Annotated in this window: 19 protein-coding genes; 15 read left to right on the forward strand and 4 right to left on the reverse strand. The window is 66.7% G+C overall.

What is annotated here, in order from left to right:
- Window positions 1–83: 83 nt before the first annotated feature.
- Complete coding sequence (locus tag ACPYIS_RS04350; RefSeq protein ID WP_424859938.1) at window positions 84–1,955, forward strand: phosphoenolpyruvate carboxykinase (GTP); 1,872 nt, start codon at window positions 84–86, stop codon at window positions 1,953–1,955.
- A 31-nt stretch (window positions 1,956–1,986) separates the two neighbouring features.
- Here ACPYIS_RS04350 and ACPYIS_RS04355 read toward each other — a convergent pair whose 3' ends face one another.
- A complete protein-coding gene (locus tag ACPYIS_RS04355) occupies window positions 1,987–2,520 on the reverse strand; it encodes a hypothetical protein (protein ID WP_424859937.1) in 534 nt (177 codons plus the stop codon).
- Window positions 2,521–2,625: 105 nt separating this feature from the next.
- On the opposite strand from ACPYIS_RS04355, the gene ACPYIS_RS04360 reads away from it, so the two are divergent.
- The 3 genes from ACPYIS_RS04360 to ACPYIS_RS04370 are packed head-to-tail and all read left to right on the forward strand — an operon-like array spanning window position 2,626 to window position 5,751.
- Window positions 2,626–3,591, forward strand: coding sequence for a LysR family transcriptional regulator (locus tag ACPYIS_RS04360; RefSeq protein ID WP_424859936.1), 966 nt, complete (start codon window positions 2,626–2,628; stop codon window positions 3,589–3,591).
- Entirely contained in the window at window positions 3,591–4,487 is an 897-nt protein-coding gene (locus ACPYIS_RS04365) for a metallophosphoesterase (protein ID WP_424859935.1), read from the forward strand. The genes ACPYIS_RS04360 and ACPYIS_RS04365 overlap by 1 nt, the downstream gene beginning before the upstream one ends.
- Before the next feature lie 25 nt (window positions 4,488–4,512).
- Window positions 4,513–5,751 (forward strand): HD-GYP domain-containing protein, encoded by a 1,239-nt coding sequence (locus tag ACPYIS_RS04370; RefSeq protein WP_425974099.1) that lies wholly within the window; start codon window positions 4,513–4,515, stop codon window positions 5,749–5,751.
- Between the two features lie 23 nt (window positions 5,752–5,774).
- Here ACPYIS_RS04370 and ACPYIS_RS04375 read toward each other — a convergent pair whose 3' ends face one another.
- Window positions 5,775–6,698 (reverse strand): LysR family transcriptional regulator ArgP, encoded by a 924-nt coding sequence (locus ACPYIS_RS04375; RefSeq protein WP_299018526.1) that lies wholly within the window; start codon window positions 6,696–6,698, stop codon window positions 5,775–5,777.
- A 145-nt stretch (window positions 6,699–6,843) separates the two neighbouring features.
- Between ACPYIS_RS04375 and ACPYIS_RS04380 the strand changes: the two genes are divergently transcribed.
- The 3 genes from ACPYIS_RS04380 to ACPYIS_RS04390 all read left to right on the forward strand — a co-directional run bounded on the left by ACPYIS_RS04380 (window position 6,844) and on the right by ACPYIS_RS04390 (window position 9,676).
- The gene (locus ACPYIS_RS04380; RefSeq protein WP_424895033.1) at window positions 6,844–8,184 is read left to right on the forward strand and encodes a D-amino acid dehydrogenase; all 1,341 of its coding nucleotides are present in this window, start codon (window positions 6,844–6,846) and stop codon (window positions 8,182–8,184) included.
- 98 nt (window positions 8,185–8,282) lie between these two features.
- Window positions 8,283–8,768 carry a flavin reductase family protein gene (locus tag ACPYIS_RS04385; RefSeq protein ID WP_424895032.1) on the forward strand — a complete coding sequence of 162 codons (486 nt, stop codon included), beginning with the start codon at window positions 8,283–8,285 and terminating at the stop codon, window positions 8,766–8,768.
- Window positions 8,765–9,676 carry a DMT family transporter gene (locus ACPYIS_RS04390; RefSeq protein ID WP_424895031.1) on the forward strand — a complete coding sequence of 304 codons (912 nt, stop codon included), beginning with the start codon at window positions 8,765–8,767 and terminating at the stop codon, window positions 9,674–9,676. Before ACPYIS_RS04385 ends, ACPYIS_RS04390 begins: the two co-directional genes overlap by 4 nt.
- A 16-nt stretch (window positions 9,677–9,692) precedes the next feature.
- Here ACPYIS_RS04390 and ACPYIS_RS04395 read toward each other — a convergent pair whose 3' ends face one another.
- Both ACPYIS_RS04395 and ACPYIS_RS04400 read right to left on the reverse strand, forming a co-directional pair.
- Window positions 9,693–10,562: an HDOD domain-containing protein gene (locus ACPYIS_RS04395; protein WP_424859930.1), complete on the reverse strand. Its 870-nt coding sequence runs from the start codon at window positions 10,560–10,562 to the stop codon at window positions 9,693–9,695.
- Complete coding sequence (locus tag ACPYIS_RS04400) at window positions 10,559–12,634, reverse strand: acetoacetate--CoA ligase (RefSeq protein ID WP_424895030.1); 2,076 nt, start codon at window positions 12,632–12,634, stop codon at window positions 10,559–10,561. The genes ACPYIS_RS04395 and ACPYIS_RS04400 overlap by 4 nt, the downstream gene beginning before the upstream one ends.
- A 355-nt stretch (window positions 12,635–12,989) precedes the next feature.
- On the opposite strand from ACPYIS_RS04400, the gene ACPYIS_RS04405 reads away from it, so the two are divergent.
- From ACPYIS_RS04405 to ACPYIS_RS04440, 8 genes are all read left to right on the forward strand, one after another.
- Entirely contained in the window at window positions 12,990–14,072 is a 1,083-nt protein-coding gene (locus tag ACPYIS_RS04405; protein WP_425973904.1) for a hydrogenase small subunit, read from the forward strand.
- 18 nt (window positions 14,073–14,090) lie between these two features.
- Entirely contained in the window at window positions 14,091–15,950 is a 1,860-nt protein-coding gene (locus ACPYIS_RS04410) for a nickel-dependent hydrogenase large subunit (protein ID WP_424895028.1), read from the forward strand.
- 24 nt (window positions 15,951–15,974) lie between these two features.
- The gene (locus tag ACPYIS_RS04415; RefSeq protein WP_299021409.1) at window positions 15,975–16,577 is read left to right on the forward strand and encodes a HupE/UreJ family protein; all 603 of its coding nucleotides are present in this window, start codon (window positions 15,975–15,977) and stop codon (window positions 16,575–16,577) included.
- A gap of 36 nt (window positions 16,578–16,613) precedes the next feature.
- A complete protein-coding gene (gene cybH, locus ACPYIS_RS04420) occupies window positions 16,614–17,360 on the forward strand; it encodes a Ni/Fe-hydrogenase, b-type cytochrome subunit (protein ID WP_299021407.1) in 747 nt (248 codons plus the stop codon).
- A 75-nt stretch (window positions 17,361–17,435) separates the two neighbouring features.
- Window positions 17,436–18,104 (forward strand): HyaD/HybD family hydrogenase maturation endopeptidase, encoded by a 669-nt coding sequence (locus ACPYIS_RS04425; RefSeq protein ID WP_299021405.1) that lies wholly within the window; start codon window positions 17,436–17,438, stop codon window positions 18,102–18,104.
- Window positions 18,105–18,107: 3 nt separating this feature from the next.
- Window positions 18,108–18,434 (forward strand): HypC/HybG/HupF family hydrogenase formation chaperone, encoded by a 327-nt coding sequence (locus ACPYIS_RS04430; protein ID WP_299021403.1) that lies wholly within the window; start codon window positions 18,108–18,110, stop codon window positions 18,432–18,434.
- Entirely contained in the window at window positions 18,431–18,877 is a 447-nt protein-coding gene (locus tag ACPYIS_RS04435; RefSeq protein WP_424859927.1) for a hydrogenase, read from the forward strand. The genes ACPYIS_RS04430 and ACPYIS_RS04435 overlap by 4 nt, the downstream gene beginning before the upstream one ends.
- Before the next feature lie 10 nt (window positions 18,878–18,887).
- Window positions 18,888–19,766 carry a hydrogenase expression/formation protein gene (locus tag ACPYIS_RS04440; protein WP_424859926.1) on the forward strand — a complete coding sequence of 293 codons (879 nt, stop codon included), beginning with the start codon at window positions 18,888–18,890 and terminating at the stop codon, window positions 19,764–19,766.

Genomic DNA, 19,766 nt, shown 5'->3' on the forward strand with positions numbered 1-19,766 from the left:
CTTTGTCCACTGGTTGCCGCGATCTGGTCGTGGGCGCAGCGGCGCCCTTGGTCCAGACCGTGTGAGTATGGGTGTTTGCCTCCATGAATGCTCCCGTGATGCAGGGCCTGCCGTTGCATATTCCTGCGTATGTTCAACATCCGCGCCTGATAGCCTGGGTGGCCGAGATGGCCGCGTTGTGCAAGCCCGATCGCATCGAGTGGTGTGACGGCAGTCAGGCCGAGTACGACCGCCTGTGCGACCAGATGGTCGCGGCCGGCACGCTCAAGCGCCTCGACCCCGTCAAGCGCCCCAACTCTTATCTGGCGTGGACCGATCCGTCCGACGTGGCGCGGGTCGAGGACCGCACCTTCATCTGCTCGGCGCGGCCCGAGGACGCGGGCCCCACCAACCACTGGATGGCCCCCGACGAGATGCGCGCCATCCTGCAGCACGGGCGCGACGGCCAGCCTGGCCTGTTCGATGGCTGCATGCGCGGCCGCACGATGTATGTCATCCCGTTCAGCATGGGGCCGCTGGGCTCGCCGATTGCCCACATCGGCGTCGAGCTCACCGACAGCCCCTACGTGGTGGTCAACATGCGGCTCATGACCCGCATGGGCCGCGCCGTCTATGACGTGCTGGGCCGCGATGGCGACTTCGTGCCGTGCATGCACACGGTGGGCGCCCCCTTGGCGCCGGGGCAACGCGACGTGCCGTGGCCCTGCAACCCGACCACCAAATACATCGTCCACTACCCCGAGACGCGCGAGATCTGGTCCTACGGATCGGGCTATGGCGGCAACGCGCTGCTGGGCAAAAAATGCCTGGCGCTGCGTATCGCCTCCGTCATGGGGCGCGACCAAGGGTGGCTCGCCGAGCACATGTTGATTCTGGGCGTGACCAGCCCCGAGGGCAAGCGCTACCACGTTGCCGCCGCCTTCCCCAGCGCCTGCGGCAAGACCAACTTCGCCATGCTTGTGCCGCCCCAGGGCTTCGACGGCTGGAAGGTGACTACCATCGGTGACGACATCGCGTGGATCAAGCCCGGGCCGGACGGGCGCCTGTACGCGATCAACCCGGAGGCGGGCTATTTTGGTGTCGCACCCGGCACCAACACGCTGACCAATCCCAACTGCATGGCGAGTCTGACGCGCGACGTCATCTTCACCAACGTGGCGCTGACCGACGACGGCGACGTGTGGTGGGAGGGCATGGGCGAGCCGCCGGCGCATTGCCGGGACTGGCAGGGGCGCGACTGGACGCCCGCTGACGGCGCAGCGGGCCGCAAGGCTGCGCATCCCAATGCCCGCTTCACCGTTGCCGCCACCAACAACCCTGCACTCGATGCGCATTGGGACGACCCGTCGGGCGTGCCGATCGACGCTTTCATCTTCGGCGGGCGGCGCTCCGATACGGTACCGCTGGTGACCGAGGCGCGCAGCTGGCAAGAGGGTGTCTACATGGCGGCCACCATGGGGTCTGAGACCACGGCAGCGGCTTTCGGGGCGCAGGGCGTGGTGCGCCGCGACCCGTTTGCCATGCTGCCCTTCTGTGGCTACCACATGGGCGACTATTTCCAGCACTGGCTGAACATGGGGCGGCAGTTGCAGCAGAGGGGCCACGCGCTGCCGCGCATCTTCTGCGTCAACTGGTTCCGCAAAGATGCCGATAGCCGTTTCATCTGGCCTGGCTACGGCGAGAACATGCGCGTGCTGCGTTGGATGATCGACCGCCTGGAGGGCCGCGCTCCGGGGGTGGAGCACGCGCTGGGTATCAGCCCGACCTACGACGAGATGCACTGGGACGGATTGGCCTTCGGGCGCGACCGCTTTGACGCCGTCACCCGAATCGAGCGCGACCACTGGGTGCGCGAGTTCGACATGCACCAGGCGTTGTTCGACCAATTGGCAGACCACTTGCCGGCTGCACTGGCTGACACGAAGGCCCAGCTGGCTCAGCGCCTGCTGGGCTGATGAGCGGCCGCGCCGGGCGCGGTCGCGGTGTTCAGACGTAGAACAGGCGGTAGCGCTGCCCGCTCGGGAAGGCGGCCAGCCCGCGGGGGCTGGCGGCCCCGATGTGCTGCTCCCGGGTAGGGAGCGAGATTTCTGGCCCCAGTGGCGCCAGCGCACGGGCCCAGGCTTGCGCCGGGGTTTCCTGGCGCAGGCGCATGGCGGCCAGCTCGGCCTGCAAACGGGCATCGTGCCGCGCCAATGCCTGCGTGCGCGCCTCGGCGCGTGCCCGCGCCCGTCGCAGCGCCCAAGCGTTGAGGGCTGCCATGGCGCGATGCGCAGCGTGGCGCGCGGGGCTGGCCAGCAGCAGGCTGCCCAAAAAGACCACCGCCCACATCAGAACCCAGGCGGCCAGCAGATGCCCGTCGGCCCAGGTGTCGATCAGGCGTTCGGTCACCACCGCCAGCGCGGCGACGCCCGCGGCCAACAGCAGCGTGGCCAGCGCCCGCGGCGCCACCGCCCGACGCGCCGCATCGACGTGCGACGCGCCGGCCGCCGAGGGAGAGGTAGAGGTCAGCGAGGGGTTCATGGTCGACTCCGTGAATGCTGCGTTGCAGCAAATGTGGCCCTATACTAGGGTTTTCCCGGAGTGATGGCAACTGATTTTTCGGAATGTCATACATTCATCCGAAGAATGAATGAACTCAATTTCCGCACGCTCGACCTGAACCTGCTGCGCGTGTTCGACGAGGTGATGGCCGAACGCAACCTGACGCGGGCGGCGCACAATCTGGCCCTGTCGCAACCGGCGGTCAGTCACGCCTTGCGCCGCCTGCGCGAGGCGCTGGGCGACGACTTGGTGCGGCGTGCGGGCTACGGGGTCGAGCCCACACCGCTGGCGCTGCAGCTGTGGCCAGCCGTGCGCGAGGCGCTACAGCGGTTGCGCGAGTCGCTGGCGCCGGGAGCGTTCGACCCCGCGCGCGCGCAGGACACGTTCGTACTGGCCATGGCCGACGCCACCGCGTCCAAGATTGCACCGGGGTTGGTGGCGATCCTGGACCGCGAGGCACCGGGCGTGACCCTGCGCGTGCTGCCCCTGACGACGCGCGATCCGCGCCCGCTGTTGGAAGACGGTGGGGTCGATCTGGCGATCGGCTACTTTCCGGGCGTGCTGGCGGAGCTGGGCGCCACCCACTTGCAGGAGCAGGCGCCGCGCTTTCTGTCGCGGCGCCTGTATGAGGGGCACTACGTGGTCGTCATGCGCCGCGGGCATCCGCTGGCCCGGGGGCCGCTGACGCTCGACGCGTATTGCGCGGCCCGTCACCTGCTGGTGAGCTTTTCCGGGCGGCCGTTCGGTTTCGTCGATGAGGCGCTGGCTGCGCGCTCGCGCCGCCGGCGTATCGTGCTGACCGTCAATCAATTTTTTACCGCTGGGCAGGTCGTCGCGACGTCAGACCTGCTGACGGTGTTGCCGCGCCACTTTCTGAGCAGCACCGGTCGGGCGGCCGAGCTGGCGGTGCAGCCGTTGCCGATCGAGGTGCCGGCGGTGCACGTGGACATGCTGTGGCACCGCTCGCGCGAGGTCGGCAGCGCCCAGCGCTGGTTGCGCGAAGCGGTGGTGCGCGCGGTCGCCGCGGCCCCCCACGAGGACGCCTGCTGATGCGCCTGCAACTGTTGTCCGACCTGCATCTGGAGGTCAACCCCGATTTCGTGCCGATGCCGGCGCCCGGTGCCGACGTGCTCGTGCTGGCGGGTGACATCGGCTCGTACCAGCGCCGCAGCGACGGTTCGGTGTGGGCAGTGCCCGACTGGGGTTTGCGCGCCTTTTCGCCCTTGCCGCAGTATGGTGCCTGGCCGACCCCGGTGCTGTACGTGCCGGGCAACCACGAATACGACGGGCTGGACTGGGACGAAGCGCACGCTGCGCTGCGTGCCACCTGCGAGCGGCTGGGCATTGTTTGGCTGGAGCGCGAGGCGACCGTGATCGACGGCGTGCGCTTCGTGGGCACGACGCTGTGGGCCGACTACGACGCGCTGGCCGAGGTGCCGCTGCTGCGCCGTGGGCGGCCACGGCCGATCGCCGATGCGCAGGCCCACCGCTTGCGGCAGCGCGAGCGCGCGTTTCGAGCAGCCAATTTTTACCTGACCAAAATGGCCACGCAACGCGCCGGTTGCTTGTTCGACGCCGCCGCCATGCGCGAGGAGGCCCTGCGCTGCCAAGCATGGTTGCGCGCGGCGCTGGCCGCGCCGTTCGATGGCCCCACCGTGGTGGTGACGCACTTTGCGCCTTCCCTGCGCAGCGCGGATCCCCGCTATGGCCTGCAGCCGGGTACGGCGGGGTTTTGCAATGCGCTCGACGAGCTGCTTGCGCAGGCGGACCTCTGGTTGCATGGTCACCTGCACTGCCGACACGACTACCGCGTGGGCCGCTGCCGGGTGGTGGCCCAGCCGCTGGGGTATGCCGACAAGGACGAGCAGGCCGGCTTCGATCCGACCAAGCTCATCGACGTGCCGCCCCCGCACGCACGGGTGCCTGGGGCCGCCGGCGGCGGGTGATAATGCGCGCCGGGGTATGGCATCCATGTTGAAGCGCATTCGCGTCGAAGACGTCCGCCTGGGCATGTTCATCCACGGGTTTGCCGGATCGTGGCTGGATCATCCGTTTTGGCGCAACCGGTTTTTGCTCGACGATCCCGAGGATCTGCGCCGCATTCGCGCCAGTGCCGTGCGGGAGGTCTGGATCGACGTGGCCCAGGGCGCAGACGTGGCCGACGATGCCGTGGTGACCGCCGAGGCGCCCGACGCCGCCGAGGTGGAGTCGCCCGCTGCCGTTGCGGCGCCGAGGCCCGCAGACCTCGCTCCCACTCCCCACGATGTCGAACTGCAGCGTGCGCACCGATTGCTGCACAGCGCCCGCGATGCGGTGGCCAGCATGTTCCGCGATGCGCGCATGGGGCGCGCGATCGACCGCCAGGTCATGCAGGCGGTGGCGGCCGACATTGCGGACTCGGTCACGCGCAACGGGGGGGCGCTCATCAGTTTGGCGCGTCTGAAGACCGCCGACGACTACACCTACCTGCACTCGGTGGCGGTGTGCGCGCTGATGGTGGCGCTGGCGCGCCAGCTTGGCCTGCCGGACGAGCAGGCGCGCGCGGCGGGCTTTGCTGGCCTGCTGCACGACGTGGGCAAGATCGATATTCCGCTGGAGATCCTCAACAAGCCTGGCAAGCTCACGGACGACGAATTTGCCATCGTGCGTGAGCACCCGCGCCGTGGCTGGCAGCGGCTGCGTGATGCGGGCATCACGGACGACGTGGCGCTGGACGTGTGCCTGCACCACCACGAGCGCATGGATGGCAAGGGCTACCCCGACGGACTGGCCGGTGAGGCGATCACGCTCGTGGCCCGCATGGGCGCGGTGTGCGACGTGTATGACGCGATCACGTCCAACCGGCCGTACAAGGCGGGCTGGGACCCGGCCGAGTCGCTCAAGCGCATGGCGTCGTGGCAAGGGCATTTCGACACGCGGGTATTCCAGGCGTTCGTGCGCAGCCTCGGTATTTACCCCACGGGGTCGCTGGTGTTGTTGAGCAACGGGCGCTTGGCCGTGGTGACCGAGCAGTCGCCTGACAGCCTGCTCAAGCCCGTGGTCAAGACGGTGCTGTCGACCCGCTCGGGGGAGCGGGTCGTGCCCGAGCGCATCGACCTGTCGGCGCCGGGCTGCCGCATCACCATCGTGCAGCGCGAAGACCCGGCGCAATGGAAGATTCCGGACCTCGACGAAATCTGGTCTGGCATCCCTGGTTTGGGTCGGGCCTGAGGCACTGCTGCGAAGCCCCCAGCTCAGGCGGCCATCGGCTCCAGGGCCCGTGCGGCCGCCTCGCGCAGCGCGCGAGTCAGTCGCGCCAGCACGTCCGAATCCAAGTTCCAGCAGTGCCAGTACAGCGGCACCGTGTAATGGCTGTCCGGTGCCACGTCCACCAACGTCCCCGCCGCCAGCGCCGGGCCCGCCACCAGTCGGGGCACCACGGTCACGCCCCAACCGTCCAGTGCGGCGCGCACCTGCCCCTCGGACGACGGCACGTGGCACTGCTGCAGCCCGACTTGCGTCAGTCCAAACGTTTGGCAGACAAAGTCGCGTTGCAGATCGTCCTTGCGGTTGAAGGCGACGAAGGGTACGCGGTGGAAGTTGTGGCGCGTCAGCCGCCCCTGCAGCGCGCTGGCGGCGAACGCCGGGCTGGCGACGGCCACGTACGCCATCCGGCCCAGGGGCTCGAGCCGACAGCCGCGCAGTGGCTGCGCCAGCGACGTCACGCAGCCCATGACCTGCCCCTCGCGCAGCCATTCGTGGGTGAAGTCCTGGTCGTCGTGGATGATTTCCAACGGTACGCCATCGCGCACCAGCGGCGTGACCGCGGGCAGCGCCCAGCTCGCGATGCTGTCGGCGTTGATCGCCACCGAGACGCGGCCTTCGTCGCGCGCGCGATGCGCCAGCGTCGGGGCTAGCTCGCGCAAGTCGTGCTCCAGGTCCGCGCGCAGCAGGCGCATCATCTTGGCGTGCTTGATCAGCAACTGGCCTGCGGGCGTGGGCTTGAGCGGGCGGCTGCGCACCAGCAGCACGGTGCCGACTTGCGCCTCCAGCGAGCGCAGCCGCTGCGAGACGGCTGACTGCGTGATGGACAGCCGCTGCGCGGCGCGCTCGAAGCCGCCCTCTTCGACGATCGCCGCCAGGCATTCGAGCGCATCGGGGTCGAAGGGGGTGCTCATGGTTGCTCCATTAGATGGGCTGATGTTACCGCCGTTTGGTGAATGATGCTTTATCTTTGTCGTGGGCTCGCGCACACTTGCGCCCATGTTGGGGGGTCGCTTGGGCCGCGCGCGGGCGCGCAGCGACCGCCGCAGGAGACGACGGATGCGAGTGGTGGTTTTGGGGGCCGGCATCATCGGCACATCGACGGCGTGGCACCTGCTGCAGCGCGGGCACGAGGTGGTGCTGGTGGACCGCCAGCCCGACGCGGCGCTGGAGACGAGTTACGCCAACGCGGCGCAGATTTCGGTGAGCTACTGCGAGCCGTGGGCCAACCGGCAAGCGCCGCTGAAGGCGCTCAAATGGATGTTCGACAAGCAAGCCCCGTTGTTGTGGCGCCCCCAGTGGGACGTGGCCCAGTGGCGCTGGTTGTTGCAGTTTCTGGGGCAGTGCACGGACCGTGCGTTCGAGCGCAACGTGGCGCAGCTGGTGTCGCTGGGGGCGTACAGCCATGCCACCCTCAAGCGCATGATCGTCGAGGCCGGCATCGACTACCCGCGCAGCGAGCGCGGCATCGCGCACGTCTACACCGACGCCCGCGCGTTCGAGGAGGCGGCGCAGGCCGCGGAGTTGATGCGCCGCCACGGCGTGCAGCGGCGCGTCGTCAGCCGCGAGGAGCTGCTGCGTATCGAGCCGGCCCTGAGGGCCGCTGGCGACCAGGTGGTGGGCGGCACCTACACGCCGACCGACGAACATGGCGACGCATGCGTGTTCACGCAAGCGCTGGCGCGCCGGTGCGCCGAGCGCGGGGCCGAGCTGCTGTTCGGCCACGACGTCGAACGGCTGGAGGTGGTCGGCGGCGCCGTGCAGCGGGTGCACTTGCGTGCCCGCGCGGACGGCACTGTGCGTGCGCTGCAGGCCGATGCGTTCGTGGTAGCCTGTGGTTCGTACACCACGCCGCTGTTGGCGACGGTGGGCATTCGCGTGCCGATCTACCCGGGCAAGGGCTACAGCGCCACGCTGGCGCTGCGCGATCCGGCGCGCGCGCCGCTGGTGAGCTTGCTCGACGACGGACGCAAGATCGCCATTTCGCGCTTGGGCGACCGGCTGCGTGTGGCGGGGACGATCGAGCTGGCGGGGTTCGATCTGCGCTTGGACACGCCAGTGGCGCGGGCGCGCTGCCACATGCTGCTGCAGCGCATCGAAGAGCTGTTTCCGGGCGTGGCCGACACGCGCACGCCCGAGCAAGGCGGCGAGCCGCATTTCTGGTGTGGCCTGCGCCCGGCCACGCCGACCAATATTCCGCTCATCGGCCGCTTGCCGCTGCAGCGGCTGTGGATCAACGCCGGCCACGGCACGCTGGGGTGGACGCACGGCGCGGGCTCCGGGCGCGCGCTGGCCGAGCTCATGAGCGGCCAGCGGCCGGCCGTGGCGATGGATTTCGTCGGCTTCGAGAGCCGTCGCCGAGCGGCGACGGCAGCATCGGCTCCCTCGGCCGCGGCGTGAGCGCGCCGCCTTGCGATCCTGCAGCCGCCACCGCCGGTGGTGGGGGCATGGCGGTAGCGGGCGGTGCGCCGTTGTGCGGCGCGGCACAATCGGGTCCCATGTTCGATCCTGTGCCCGAGCGGTTTCGGGCCGCTCTTGGGCGCTTTGCCACCGGCGTGACCATCGTCACCACCCGGGCGGCGGACGGCGCACCGGTCGGCCTGACCGTCAGTTCCTTCAATTCCGTCTCGCTCGAGCCCCCGCTGGTGCTCTGGAGCCAAGATCTGCGCTCGCGCGCGCTGCCGGTCTTCGAGCGCGCGTCGCACTACGCCATCCACGTGCTGGGTGGCGAACAACAGGCCTTGGCGGAGCGGTTTGCGCGCCGTGACGTGGACCGCTGGGCGGGCGTCGACTGGCAGCCCGGCTTGGGCGGCGTGCCGTTGTTGCCGGGGGTGGCTGCGGTGTTCGAGTGCCGCAGCCGCAGCCGTTACCCGGAGGGCGATCACGTGATTTGGGTGGGCGAGGTGCTGCGTTGCGCCCACGACGCTGCCGCCGCGGTGCTGCTGTACCATGGCGGGCGCTTCCACATCCATCCCACGCCGTGACGACCGCCGTCCTCACCCAACCGCAGCGCAAGACCCGGCTCGACACCCTCGCGGTGTCGTTGCTCATCGCGTGTTGCGCGTTTTGGGGGTTTCAGCAGATCCTGATCAAGTTTGCTGGGCGCGAGATGGCGCCGCTGTGGCAGGCGTCGATGCGCATGTGGGGTGCCACGGCGCTGCTGTGGCTGTGGTGCCGCTGGCGCGGGGTGGCGTTGTTCGAGCACGACGGCTCGCTACGCGGTGGGTTGCTGGTGGGCACGCTGTTTGCGGCGGAGTTCGTCTTCATCTACCTGGGTCTGCAGTACACCAACGCCTCGCGGTTGACGGTCTTTCTCTACACCAGCCCGTTCTGGGTAGCGCTGCTGGTGCCGCGTTTCGTGCGCGCCGAGGCGCTGCGGCGCACGCAGTGGATCGGCCTGTGCCTGGCATTCGTGGCCGTGGCCGCGGCGTTTGGCGAGGCGCTGTTGCGGCCCGGCACGCCGGATCAATGGATCGGCGACGCGATGGGGCTGGCCGCAGGACTGTTCTGGGGCTTGACGACGGTGGCCATTCGCACCACGCGCATCGCCACCGTGTCGGCGGAGAAATGCCTGTTCTACCAACTGGGTGTCACAGCCGTCGTGGCCCCGCTGCTGTCGCTGGCCCTGGGCGAGACGTGGTCCCTGGACTATTCTGCGTTGGCCTGGGGGGCGGTGTTCCTGCAAACCGCGGTGGGGGCGTTTGCCAGCTACTTGGCCTGGATGTGGATGCTGCGCCACTATCCCGCGACGCAGCTGTCCACCTTTACCTTCCTGACGCCGCTGTTTGCGCTGGTGTTTGGCGTGCTGTTGTTGGGCGAGCCGTTGACGCTACAGCTCGTGTTGGCACTGGCTGGGGTGGCGCTGGGCATCGTGCTGGTCAGTCGGCGCTGACAGGCCACTGTGCCCGCTATGCCGCCTGTACCGCCTCGAATGCCGGGTACAGCGCGTCGACCCACAGATCCACTTCGGCCGCGCCGATCTGCAGGTGTTGCAGGCACGCGGGGCCATGCGCCGTCCAGTCGGCCGATGGCGGTACGTTTTCGTGTTGCTGCACCAAGTGGTCGGCCACCAGCGCCATGGCCACCAGGTGGCGCACGGTGTCGCTGTAGCGCATGTCGCCCAGGCAGGTGAAATCGTGGTGCAGCCGGATGGCCACCGCCACTGGTGCGGGCAGCCGCCACGTGCGCGCAACGATCGCGCCCACCACCGCGTGATCGGTGCGGTGGTTGGCGTTTTCGGTTTGGGTAAAGGTGCGGTCCTTGCGGGCCAATGCCTCGGCGATGGTGGCCGCGTAGCCCCGTACGCCGCGCAGCAGTACCGGCATCCCGACGTGGCAAAACAGCCCGAAGGTATATGCCAGTCCCGGGTCCATGTCGTAGAGCTGGGTGCCGATGTGTTCACAGGCGATCGCGCGCCGCGTCGAGCTTTCCCAAAAATGCGCGAGTACCGGCGACTGCACATGCAGCGCCTGCCGCGTCAAAAAACCGAGCAGCAGTTGCACCGCCGGGCGCATGCCCAGCACGGTCAGCGCCTGGCCCACCGTCACCACGGGCGTCTGTAGCCCGTACAGGGGGCTGTTGGCCTGGCGGATCAGCGCGGCCGCCATGGCCACGTCACTGGCGGCGATGGCCTCCAACTCCGCCGGGTCCGGTTCGCCGCGGGCGGTGGCCTCCTGCAGCCGGCGCAGCAGTTCCGGGCAGGGGGGAATGACGATGTCGCGCACCGGGCCCCGCGTGCGGACCTGGTCCAGCTCGGCTTCGATGGTGTGGTCGCTCATGCCGCCATTGTGCCCGCGCTTTTTGACCGTTCGGCAGCGTAGGCGACGTACCAGTCCAGGCACTGCGGGTTGGCCATCGCGTCGCGGTTGAGCACGCGCTCCAGCGGCTGGCCGAGTAGCAGCTTTTTGATCGGCAGCTCCTGCTTCTTGCCCGAGAGGGTGCGCGGGATATCGGGCACCTGTTCGATGGCGTCGGGGACGAAGCGTGGTGACAGCGCGCGCCGGATCGCGTCGCGGATGCGCTCGCGCAGGGGCTCGTACAGCGTCAGCCCCGGGCGCAGCACCACGAACAGCGGCATGAAGCTCTCACGCCCTAGGAATTCGAGATCGATGACCAGGCTGTCGAGCACCTCGGGCAGGGCTTCCACGGCGGCATAGATTTCGCTGGTGCCCATACGCAGGCCATGGCGGTTGAGGGTGGCGTCCGAGCGACCGTAGATCACGCAACCGCCGTCCGCCCGTACCTCCAGCCAGTCGCCGTGGCGCCATACGCCAGGATAGGTGTCGAAGTAGCTCGACAGGTAGCGCGCGTGGCCTTCGTCGTTCCAAAAGTACAACGGCATCGAGGGGATGGGGCGCACGCAGACCAGCTCGCCGACTTGGCCGGTGACGGCGCGACCGTTCTCGTCCCACGCCTCGACCGCGCAGCCGAGTTGGCGGCACTGCATCTGGCCTGGCACCTGCGGCAGCCCACGGTGGCCGCCGATGAACGCGCCGCAGAAGTCAGTGCCGCCAGAGATGTTGCACCACCAGACGGGTCCCCCGGGACCGCCAGGCAGTGCTGTGGGATCGCGGCTTCGTCCTGCCAGCGCATGCACGCGCTCGAACTGCGCGCTGCCCCAGCGCTGCACGTCTGGCGGCAGCGGCGAGCCGGTCGAGCCCAACGCGCGGATCGCCGACAGGTCGTATCCCGCGGCTTGTAGCGCCGCCAGGTCGACGCCGGTTTTCATCGCATTGCCGTAGAAGGCCGCGCCGGCGCCGAAGAAGGTGACGCGGTGCCGTGCCGCAAAGCGCCACAGCACGCTCCAGTCGGGCTCGTCCTTGCGCCCGCCAGGGCTGCCGTCGTAGAGCACGATGGTGGTGCCACCCAGCAGCCCCGCGACTTGTGCGTTCCACATCACCCAGCCGGTGGAGCTGTACCAGTGAAAGCGCTCGCCAAAGCTGTTGTCGTCGTAGCTGGGGCCGATGTCGTTGTGCAGGGTCTTCAGTGCCAGCGACGTCAGCACGATGCCCCCGTGCCCATGCACGATGGGTTTGGGCAGGCCCGTGGTGCCGCTGGAGTAGACGATCCATAGCGGGTGGTCGAAGGCCAGCCATTCGGGCTCGAAGGCGTGTACGGCCGCGTCGTCGCGGTCCACCAGCGCGGTGAAGTCGTGCGTGTCGGCCACGCGCTCGGCCGCATAGGGCGTGCGCAACGTGACCACGTGCTGCAGCGTGGGCAAACCCGCACGCAGCTCGCGCACCGTGGTGCTGCGGTCCAGCGGCCGGCCACCGTAGTGCACGCCGTCGGCGGCGATCAACACGGTGGGCTCGATTTGCCGGAAACGGTCCAGTACCGCGGCCGTGCCCATGTCCGGCGCGCATACGCTCCAGATGGCGCCGATGCTGGCGCAGGCCAAAAAGGCCACCACCGTCTCGATGCGGTTCGGCAGGTAGGCCGCCACGCGGTCGCCGCGCTGCACGCCCAGGGCGCGCAGCCCCACCGCCAGCGCCGCCACTTGGCGCTGCAGTTCGTGCCAACCCAGCGTGCGCACGCGGCCCAGTTCGTCCTCGGCAATGATGGCGGGCTGCCCAGCAGCCTCGGCCCGCGCGACGTGGCGAAACACCTGCCGCGCGTAGTTGACCTGCGCGCCGGAGAACCAGCGCACGTGCGGCATGACGTCGCCCTCCAGCACCGCCCGGTGCGACGTGGGCGACTGCAGATCGAAGTAGTCCCACACACTTTGCCAGAAGGCGGCCAGATCGGTGCTCGACCAGCGCCACAGCGCGTCGTAGTCGGCAAAGACCAAGCCGCGCTGTTCGTGCAACCAGGCTTGGTAGCGGTGGATTTGCGGTACGTAGGGGCTGGACATCGGGTTTGCGGGCAGCGGTGGTGCGGGGTGACAAGGGTATCGAAATCCGTAGGGTCAGCGCCGTCACCTGGGTGTCAGGCGGGGCGCTGATGGTGGAAGCTTGGTTTTCAAAGCGTTTTTAACGGTGGATTTTCAATAACCGGTTGTGATCCGGTATGTTGCCAGGGTCAGAGCACATGTATTCGAGGCAAGAAAAAAACGTGTGTTATGACAACGTCATAAAGACGCGCATCAGTGTTTACCCGAATCGGGCGTGGTCTGGTCCAAGGTTTGCAACTGGTCAGATACATGTCTGCTGCATCCGTTCGAGGTGTACGGCGCAGCGGTCCCCAACAACACCTGGAGACACCCTGCCATGGAAACGTTCTACGAAGTCATGCGCCGCAAGGGCATCTCGCGACGCAGTTTCATGAAGTACTGCTCGCTCACCGCCACCTCACTGGGGCTGGCGCCGAGCTTTGTGCCGCAGATTGCCCACGCCATGGAGACCAAGCCGCGCACGCCGGTGATCTGGCTGCACGGGCTGGAATGCACCTGCTGCACCGAAGCCTTCATCCGTTCGGCCCACCCGCTGGCCAAGGACGTGGTGCTGTCCATGATCAGCCTGGATTACGACGACACCCTGATGGCCGCCGCCGGCCACCAGGCCGAGCAGTTGCTGGAAGAGCTGCTGGTCAAGTACAAAGGGCAGTACATCCTGGCGGTGGAAGGCAACCCGCCGCTCAATGAAGACGGCATGTTCTGCATCCAGTCGGGCAAGCCCTTCATCGACAAGCTGCAGAAGGTGGCCAAGGACGCCAAGGCCATCATCGCCTGGGGCTCATGCGCCAGCTGGGGCTGTGTGCAGGCCGCCAAGCCCAACCCGACCCAGGCCACGCCGATTCACAAAGTCATCACCGACAAACCCATCATCAAGGTGCCGGGATGTCCACCCATTCCCGAGGTGATGACAGGCGTGATCACCTACATGCTGACGTTTGACCGCGTCCCCGAACTGGATCGCCAGGGCCGGCCCACGATGTTCTACAGCCAACGCATCCACGACAAGTGCTACCGCCGCCCGCACTTCGACGCCGGCCAGTTCGTCGAGGCCTGGGACGACGAGTCCGCGCGCAAGGGCTACTGCCTGTACAAGGTGGGCTGCAAGGGGCCGACCACCTACAACGCCTGCTCCACCATCGAATGGAACGAGGGCACCAGCTTCCCGATCAAGGCCGGGCACGGGTGCATCGGCTGCTCGGAGGACGGTTTTTGGGACAAGGGATCGTTTTACGACCGCCTGACCAACATCCATGCCTTTGGCATCGAGGCCAATGCCGATCAGATCGGCGGCACGGCCGCAGCGGTCGTAGGCGCAGCAGTGGCCGCCCATGCTGCCATCTCGGTGGCCAAACGGGCGCGCGACACGTCCAAAGAAAAATTCCAGCACAACGCGTGACGCACAGAGGACCACATCATGGGTGCATACGAAACTCAGGGCTTCAAGCTCGACGACGCCGGTCGGCGCATCGTCGTCGATCCCGTGACCCGTATCGAGGGACATTTGCGGTGCGAGGTCAATGTCGACGCCAACAATGTGATCCGCAACGCCGTCTCGACCGGCACGATGTGGCGCGGGTTGGAGGTCATCCTCAAAGGGCGAGATCCGCGCGACGCGTGGGCCTTTGTTGAGCGCATTTGCGGGGTGTGCACGGGGTGTCACGCACTGGCTTCGGTGCGGGCCGTGGAGGATGCGTTGGGCATACGCATCCCGCTCAACGCCCATCTGATCCGCGACATGATGGCCAAGACGTTGCAGGTGCACGACCACGCCGTGCATTTCTATCACCTGCACGCACTGGACTGGGTCGATGTGGTGTCAGCTCTGAAAGCGGACCCGAAGAAGACCAGCGAATTGCAGCAGCTGGTCTCGCCGTCACATCCCTTGTCGAGCCCGGGCTATTTTCGCGACGTGCAGAATCGGCTCAAGAAATTCGTCGAGTCTGGGCAGTTGGGGCCATTTGCCAATGGGTATTGGGGGTCCAAGGCCTATGTGCTGCCGCCGGAAGCCAATTTGATGGCAGTGACCCACTACCTGGAAGCGCTGGATCTGCAGAAGGAGTGGGTCAAGGTTCATACCATTTTTGGCGGAAAAAACCCCCATCCCAATTATTTGGTGGGTGGCGTTCCTTGCGCTATCAACATTGATGGCAATCTCGCATCCGGTGCGCCCATCAACATGGAGCGTCTCAACTTCGTCGAGGCTCGCATCAAGGAGATGATCGAATTCAACAATAACGTTTACATCCCCGATGTGCTGGCCATCGGCACCCTGTACAAGCAGGCCGGCTGGCTCTATGGCGGTGGTCTGGCCGCGACCAACGTCGCCGACTACGGCACCTACGAAAAGGTGCCTTACGATTCGAGCACACAACAGTTGCCTGGAGGGGTGATTCTGGGTGGCAATTGGGACGAGATCCATGAGATCGACCCGCGTGATCCCGAGCAGGTGCAGGAGTTCGTTGCCCACAGCTGGTACAAGTACGCCGATGAGACCAAGGGATTGCATCCCTGGGACGGTGTGACAGAGGCTGACTTCAAACCCGAGGGGCCCAACTTCAAGGGGTCGCGAACGAAGATCGAGAGGGTCGACGAGTCGGCGAAATACTCTTGGATCAAGGCCCCACGCTGGCGTGGCCATGCGGTGGAGGTGGGGCCGCTGTCGCGCTACATTCTGGCTTATGCCCACGCCCGGCGGGGGAACAAATATTGCCAGCGCGTCAAAGAGCAGCTGGAATACTCCGCGGAGATGGTCAACAGCGCGTTGCCCAAGGCGTTGGGTCTGCCAACTACGCAATACACCCTGAAGCAGTTGTTGCCCACCACCATCGGCCGTACATTGGCTCGCGCACTGGAGAGTCAATACAGCGCTGAAATGATGATGGACGATTTCAAGCAGCTGGTCGCCAACATCAAGGCCGGAGATACGAGCACCGCCAACGTCGAGAAATGGGACCCAGCCACGTGGCCGAAAGAGGCCAAAGGCGTGGGCACCGTGGCCGCGCCGCGTGGCATGTTGGGCCACTGGATCAAGATCAAAGACGGCAAGATCGAGAACTACCAATGCGTGGTACCGACCACGTGGAACGGCTCACCGCGAGACGTCAAGGGTCAGATCGGGGCCTTCGAGGCCTCTTTGCTCAACACACCGATGGTCAATCCGGAACAACCTCTCGAGATTTTGCGTACGCTGCATAGTTTCGATCCTTGCTTGGCCTGCTCTACCCATGTGATGAGCCCCGACGGTCAGGAGATGGCCAGGATCACCGTCCGCTGAACGTCCCCGCAGAAGGAGAAACCCATGCAAGCCACAAGCATCCGCCAAATCTCCGCCGCCGTGCTGCTGGTCAGTCTGGCCGGTGTTGCGCAGGCTCACACCGGCCACGGCACCCACAGCCTGATGGAGGGTCTGCTGCACCCGTTCGGGCTGGATCACCTGCTGGCCATGGTGGCCGTGGGCGTCTGGTCGGTGTCCGCCTTGCCGCAGGGCAAAGCCTGGCAGGGGCCGGCCACCTTCCTGCTCGCGCTGGTCATCAGCGCCGCCCTGGGCGCGGCCGGTGTCACCGTGCCGTACCTGGAGCACGCCATCTCCCTGAGCGTGGTGCTGTTCGGCCTGATGCTGGTCGTTGCCCAGCGCGCGATGCCGGTGGCGCTGGGCCTGGGGCTGATCGCCGCCGCCTCGTCGCTGCACGGTCTGGCCCACGGTGCCGAAACGCCCGAAACCGGCTTCGCGGGTTACGCCGCCGGCTTCATGCTGACCACCGCGGTGCTGCACATCAGCGGCGTCGGTGTCGGCCTGGCCATCCAGCGCTGGCTGGCCGAGCGCCGTGGCGCCGTGCTGGGCGGGCTGGGTGCTGCCGTCGGCGCCGCAGGGCTCTACCTGTTCGGCCAGTTGGCCGCCTGATGCTTCCCCTCCCCCTCGCACAGGAAGGAGTGCTCCATGTCTACCTTGCCTGCCGACCAACGGACCCGGCAACGCCTGGCCGATGTCACTGGGACCGACACCGAAGCCGTCTCGCATGGCCAGATCACCAAGTCGGTGTATGTGTATGAAGCGCCAGTGCGCATCTGGCATTGGGTCAATGCCTTCGCCATCACCGTGTTGTGCATCACGGGCTACTTCATTGGTGTGCCGCTGCCGACCATGCCGGGTGAAGCCAGCGACCACTATGTGATGGGGTATGTCCGGTTTGCCCACTTTGCGGCCGGCTACATCATGGCCGTGGGGCTGTTGGGCCGGGCCTACTGGGCGCTGGTTGGCAACCACCATGCGCGCGAGCTGTTTTGGGTGCCGTTGTTTCAGAAGGCCTATTGGACCGAGGTGTTCAGGATGCTGCTGTGGTACCTGTTCATCATTCCCAGGCCCAACCAGTACGTTGGCCACAACCCACTGGCGCGGCTGGCCATGTTCAGCGGCTACCTGATGCTGTCGATTTTCATGATCGTCACCGGCTTTGCGCTCTACAGCGAAGGCGCGGGTGCTGGCTCGTGGCAGGACTGGCTGTTCGGGTGGGTGATTCCGCTGTTTGGTCAAAGCCAGGATGTGCACACGTGGCACCGGATGGGGATGTGGGCGATGGTCATCTTCGTGATGTTGCATGTGTACGCGGCGATTCGCGAGGACATCATGGGGCGTCAGTCGATCGTCTCGACGATGATCTCGGGCCACCGCACGTTCAAGGACTGATGCCCCATGGCATCCGTCTGCAGCTAGCGCCGGTTTGCACCGCTTGCCATCGATTTCTGATGGGTAACGATCGCCATGGACTTCGCGACGCCCGCATCGACTTGCCACCCCGGGTCGGACAGCCCGCAACACCGTATCGTCGTGCTGGGGATCGGAAACCTGCTGTGGGCCGACGAAGGTTTCGGGGTGCGGTGTGTCGAGGCGCTGCATCAACGCTACACCTTTGCCGACCACGTCCATGTGATCGATGGTGGCACGCAGGGGTTGTACCTGTTGCCGTATGTCCAGGAAGCCGATCGGCTGTTGATCTTCGACGCCATCGACTACGGGCTCGCGCCGGGCACGCTGCGGCTGGTGCGTGACGACGATGTTCCGCGCTTCATGGGGGCCAAGAAGATGAGCCTGCACCAGACGGGTTTTCAAGAGGTTCTGTCGCTGGCACAGCTCACGGGGAAATATCCCTCGCAGGTTCTGCTCATTGGCTGTCAGCCGCAAGAGCTCGAAGACTATGGCGGGAGTCTGCGGCCGGTCGTGCGGGCGGCGGTGGAGCAAGCGCTCGCGTTGGCGCTCGTCGAGCTGCAGCGCTGGGGAGCTGACCCGGCGCCCCGCCCCTTGCGGCCGGTACCGGCCGAGTCCGTCACGTGCGCAGAGCTGGCTCTGGCCACCTATGAGGCGCAGCGTCCCGGGCCCGACGCCGCGTGCCGCACTGGCGACGAGCGCTTTTTCGCGCCTGCGGGAGGGTGATGCATGTGTATCGGCGTACCCATGCAAGTCCTTCAGGTCGACGGCGCGTTTGCGTTGTGCCACGGCCGTGGCGAGCGGCGGCGTATTCGCACCGTGCTGGTCGATGAGGTGTCGGCGGGCGATTGGCTCCTGGTATTTCTGGATGATGCGCGAGAGCGCATCGACGCCCAGCGTGCCGCCGAAGTAAACGCGGCGCTGGATCTGCTGGAGGCCGCCATGCAGGGGCATCGTCGACCCCACCAGCATGCCGACTTCGTGCTTCCGTCGCAGATGAGTGCCGAAGAGATGCGCGCCTTGACGGGCGCCCCCTATCGTCCGGAGAACCGATGATGAACGAAACACAGTTACATGCCCCGCTGATCGAGCGGTTGGTGCAGGTCCACGGAGCAACTTGGGTCGATGAACACAGCGTTGGCGACTGGGTGGCCGGAGAGGGTGACCGGGTCCTACTGCTGGCAGGGGACCCGGTGCGTTTTCCGGAGGGCGTCGATGTGGCCGTCGTGCTACCCGAGCTCATGAAGGCGTTCCCGGGTCGTTTCGTGATCGCGGTCGTGCCACAGGCACGGGAAGAAGCCGTGGCGCGTCGGTATGGCACGCAGCGCTGGCCCACGCTGTTGTTTTTTCGCGAGGGTCAGTATGTGACGGCCATCGCCGGCATGCAGGACTGGGACGTGTATTTGGCCCAGGTGGCGGCTGCGCTGGCCATGCCTCCTTCTCGCCCGCCGAGCATCGGCATCCCCGTGGTCTCCCTCTCCGGGGCTCACTGTCATTGAAGGAGTGTCCATGGTAGCGTTTCCCATTCCCGTCGTCGCGGAGGGTGCGGGCGTGTCGGCCGAGGACGAGGCGCTCGACTATCTGCCGATGCCCAAGGGCATGCACACCTACGCCCCTCCCGTGCTGCCCCAGCCGCAAGAGCTGCTGGGCCTGGATCGGGCATGCCTGACCTTGCAGCAGGTATTGGGGCTGCTGCAGCGGGTTGCCGATACCGGTACCGCGGAACGGTTGCGGCTGGAGGGGCTCTCCGAGCGGGAGGTGGCCGTCCTCAATCAGGTGTTGGGTGAAGGTGAAACGAGCGTTGTGGTTCCGCTCGAGCCGGGGCGACTGGAGGTGCACGTCCAGGAAGCCATCTTTACCGGTGTCTGGCGGCTCATGACCTGGCGCACCGGCGAGTGTGGCACGGTCGAGCTGGTGGACGATGCGATCGAAGTCGGTCCAGTGCCCTCGTTGTTCGGCGCGGTGGCGGCGCAAGATGTCTGGGAGCGCTTCCCCGTTTGGGAGGGTGAGTTGCCACCCAACGTGCAAAACGCCCCGCTGTTGCTCACCGAAATTCGTGACCGGGTGGCGCGCTGGCAACCGGGGCAAGCGGCGCATGTGGTCAACCTGTCGCTGCTGCCCGTCTCGGCCGAAGACATTGCCTTTTTGGACCACCACTTGGGGACTGGCCGCATCCGTTTGTTGGCGCGCGGCTATGGCAACTGCCGCATCTCCAACACGCGGTTGCCGAACTGCTGGCGTGTCGTCTACTACAACTCGATGGACAAGGTCATTTTGAACACCGTCGAGGTGGTCGACATGCCGGCGGTGGCGCTGGCAGCGCCGGAGGATCTTCGGGATTCCCATGCGCGCCTCGCTGATGTCTTGTCGTATCTGGAGTCGGCATGA

Origin of the sequence: Tepidimonas sp. HKU78 (assembly GCF_049860815.1) — a bacterium.
Classification (GTDB): domain Bacteria; phylum Pseudomonadota; class Gammaproteobacteria; order Burkholderiales; family Burkholderiaceae_C; genus Tepidimonas.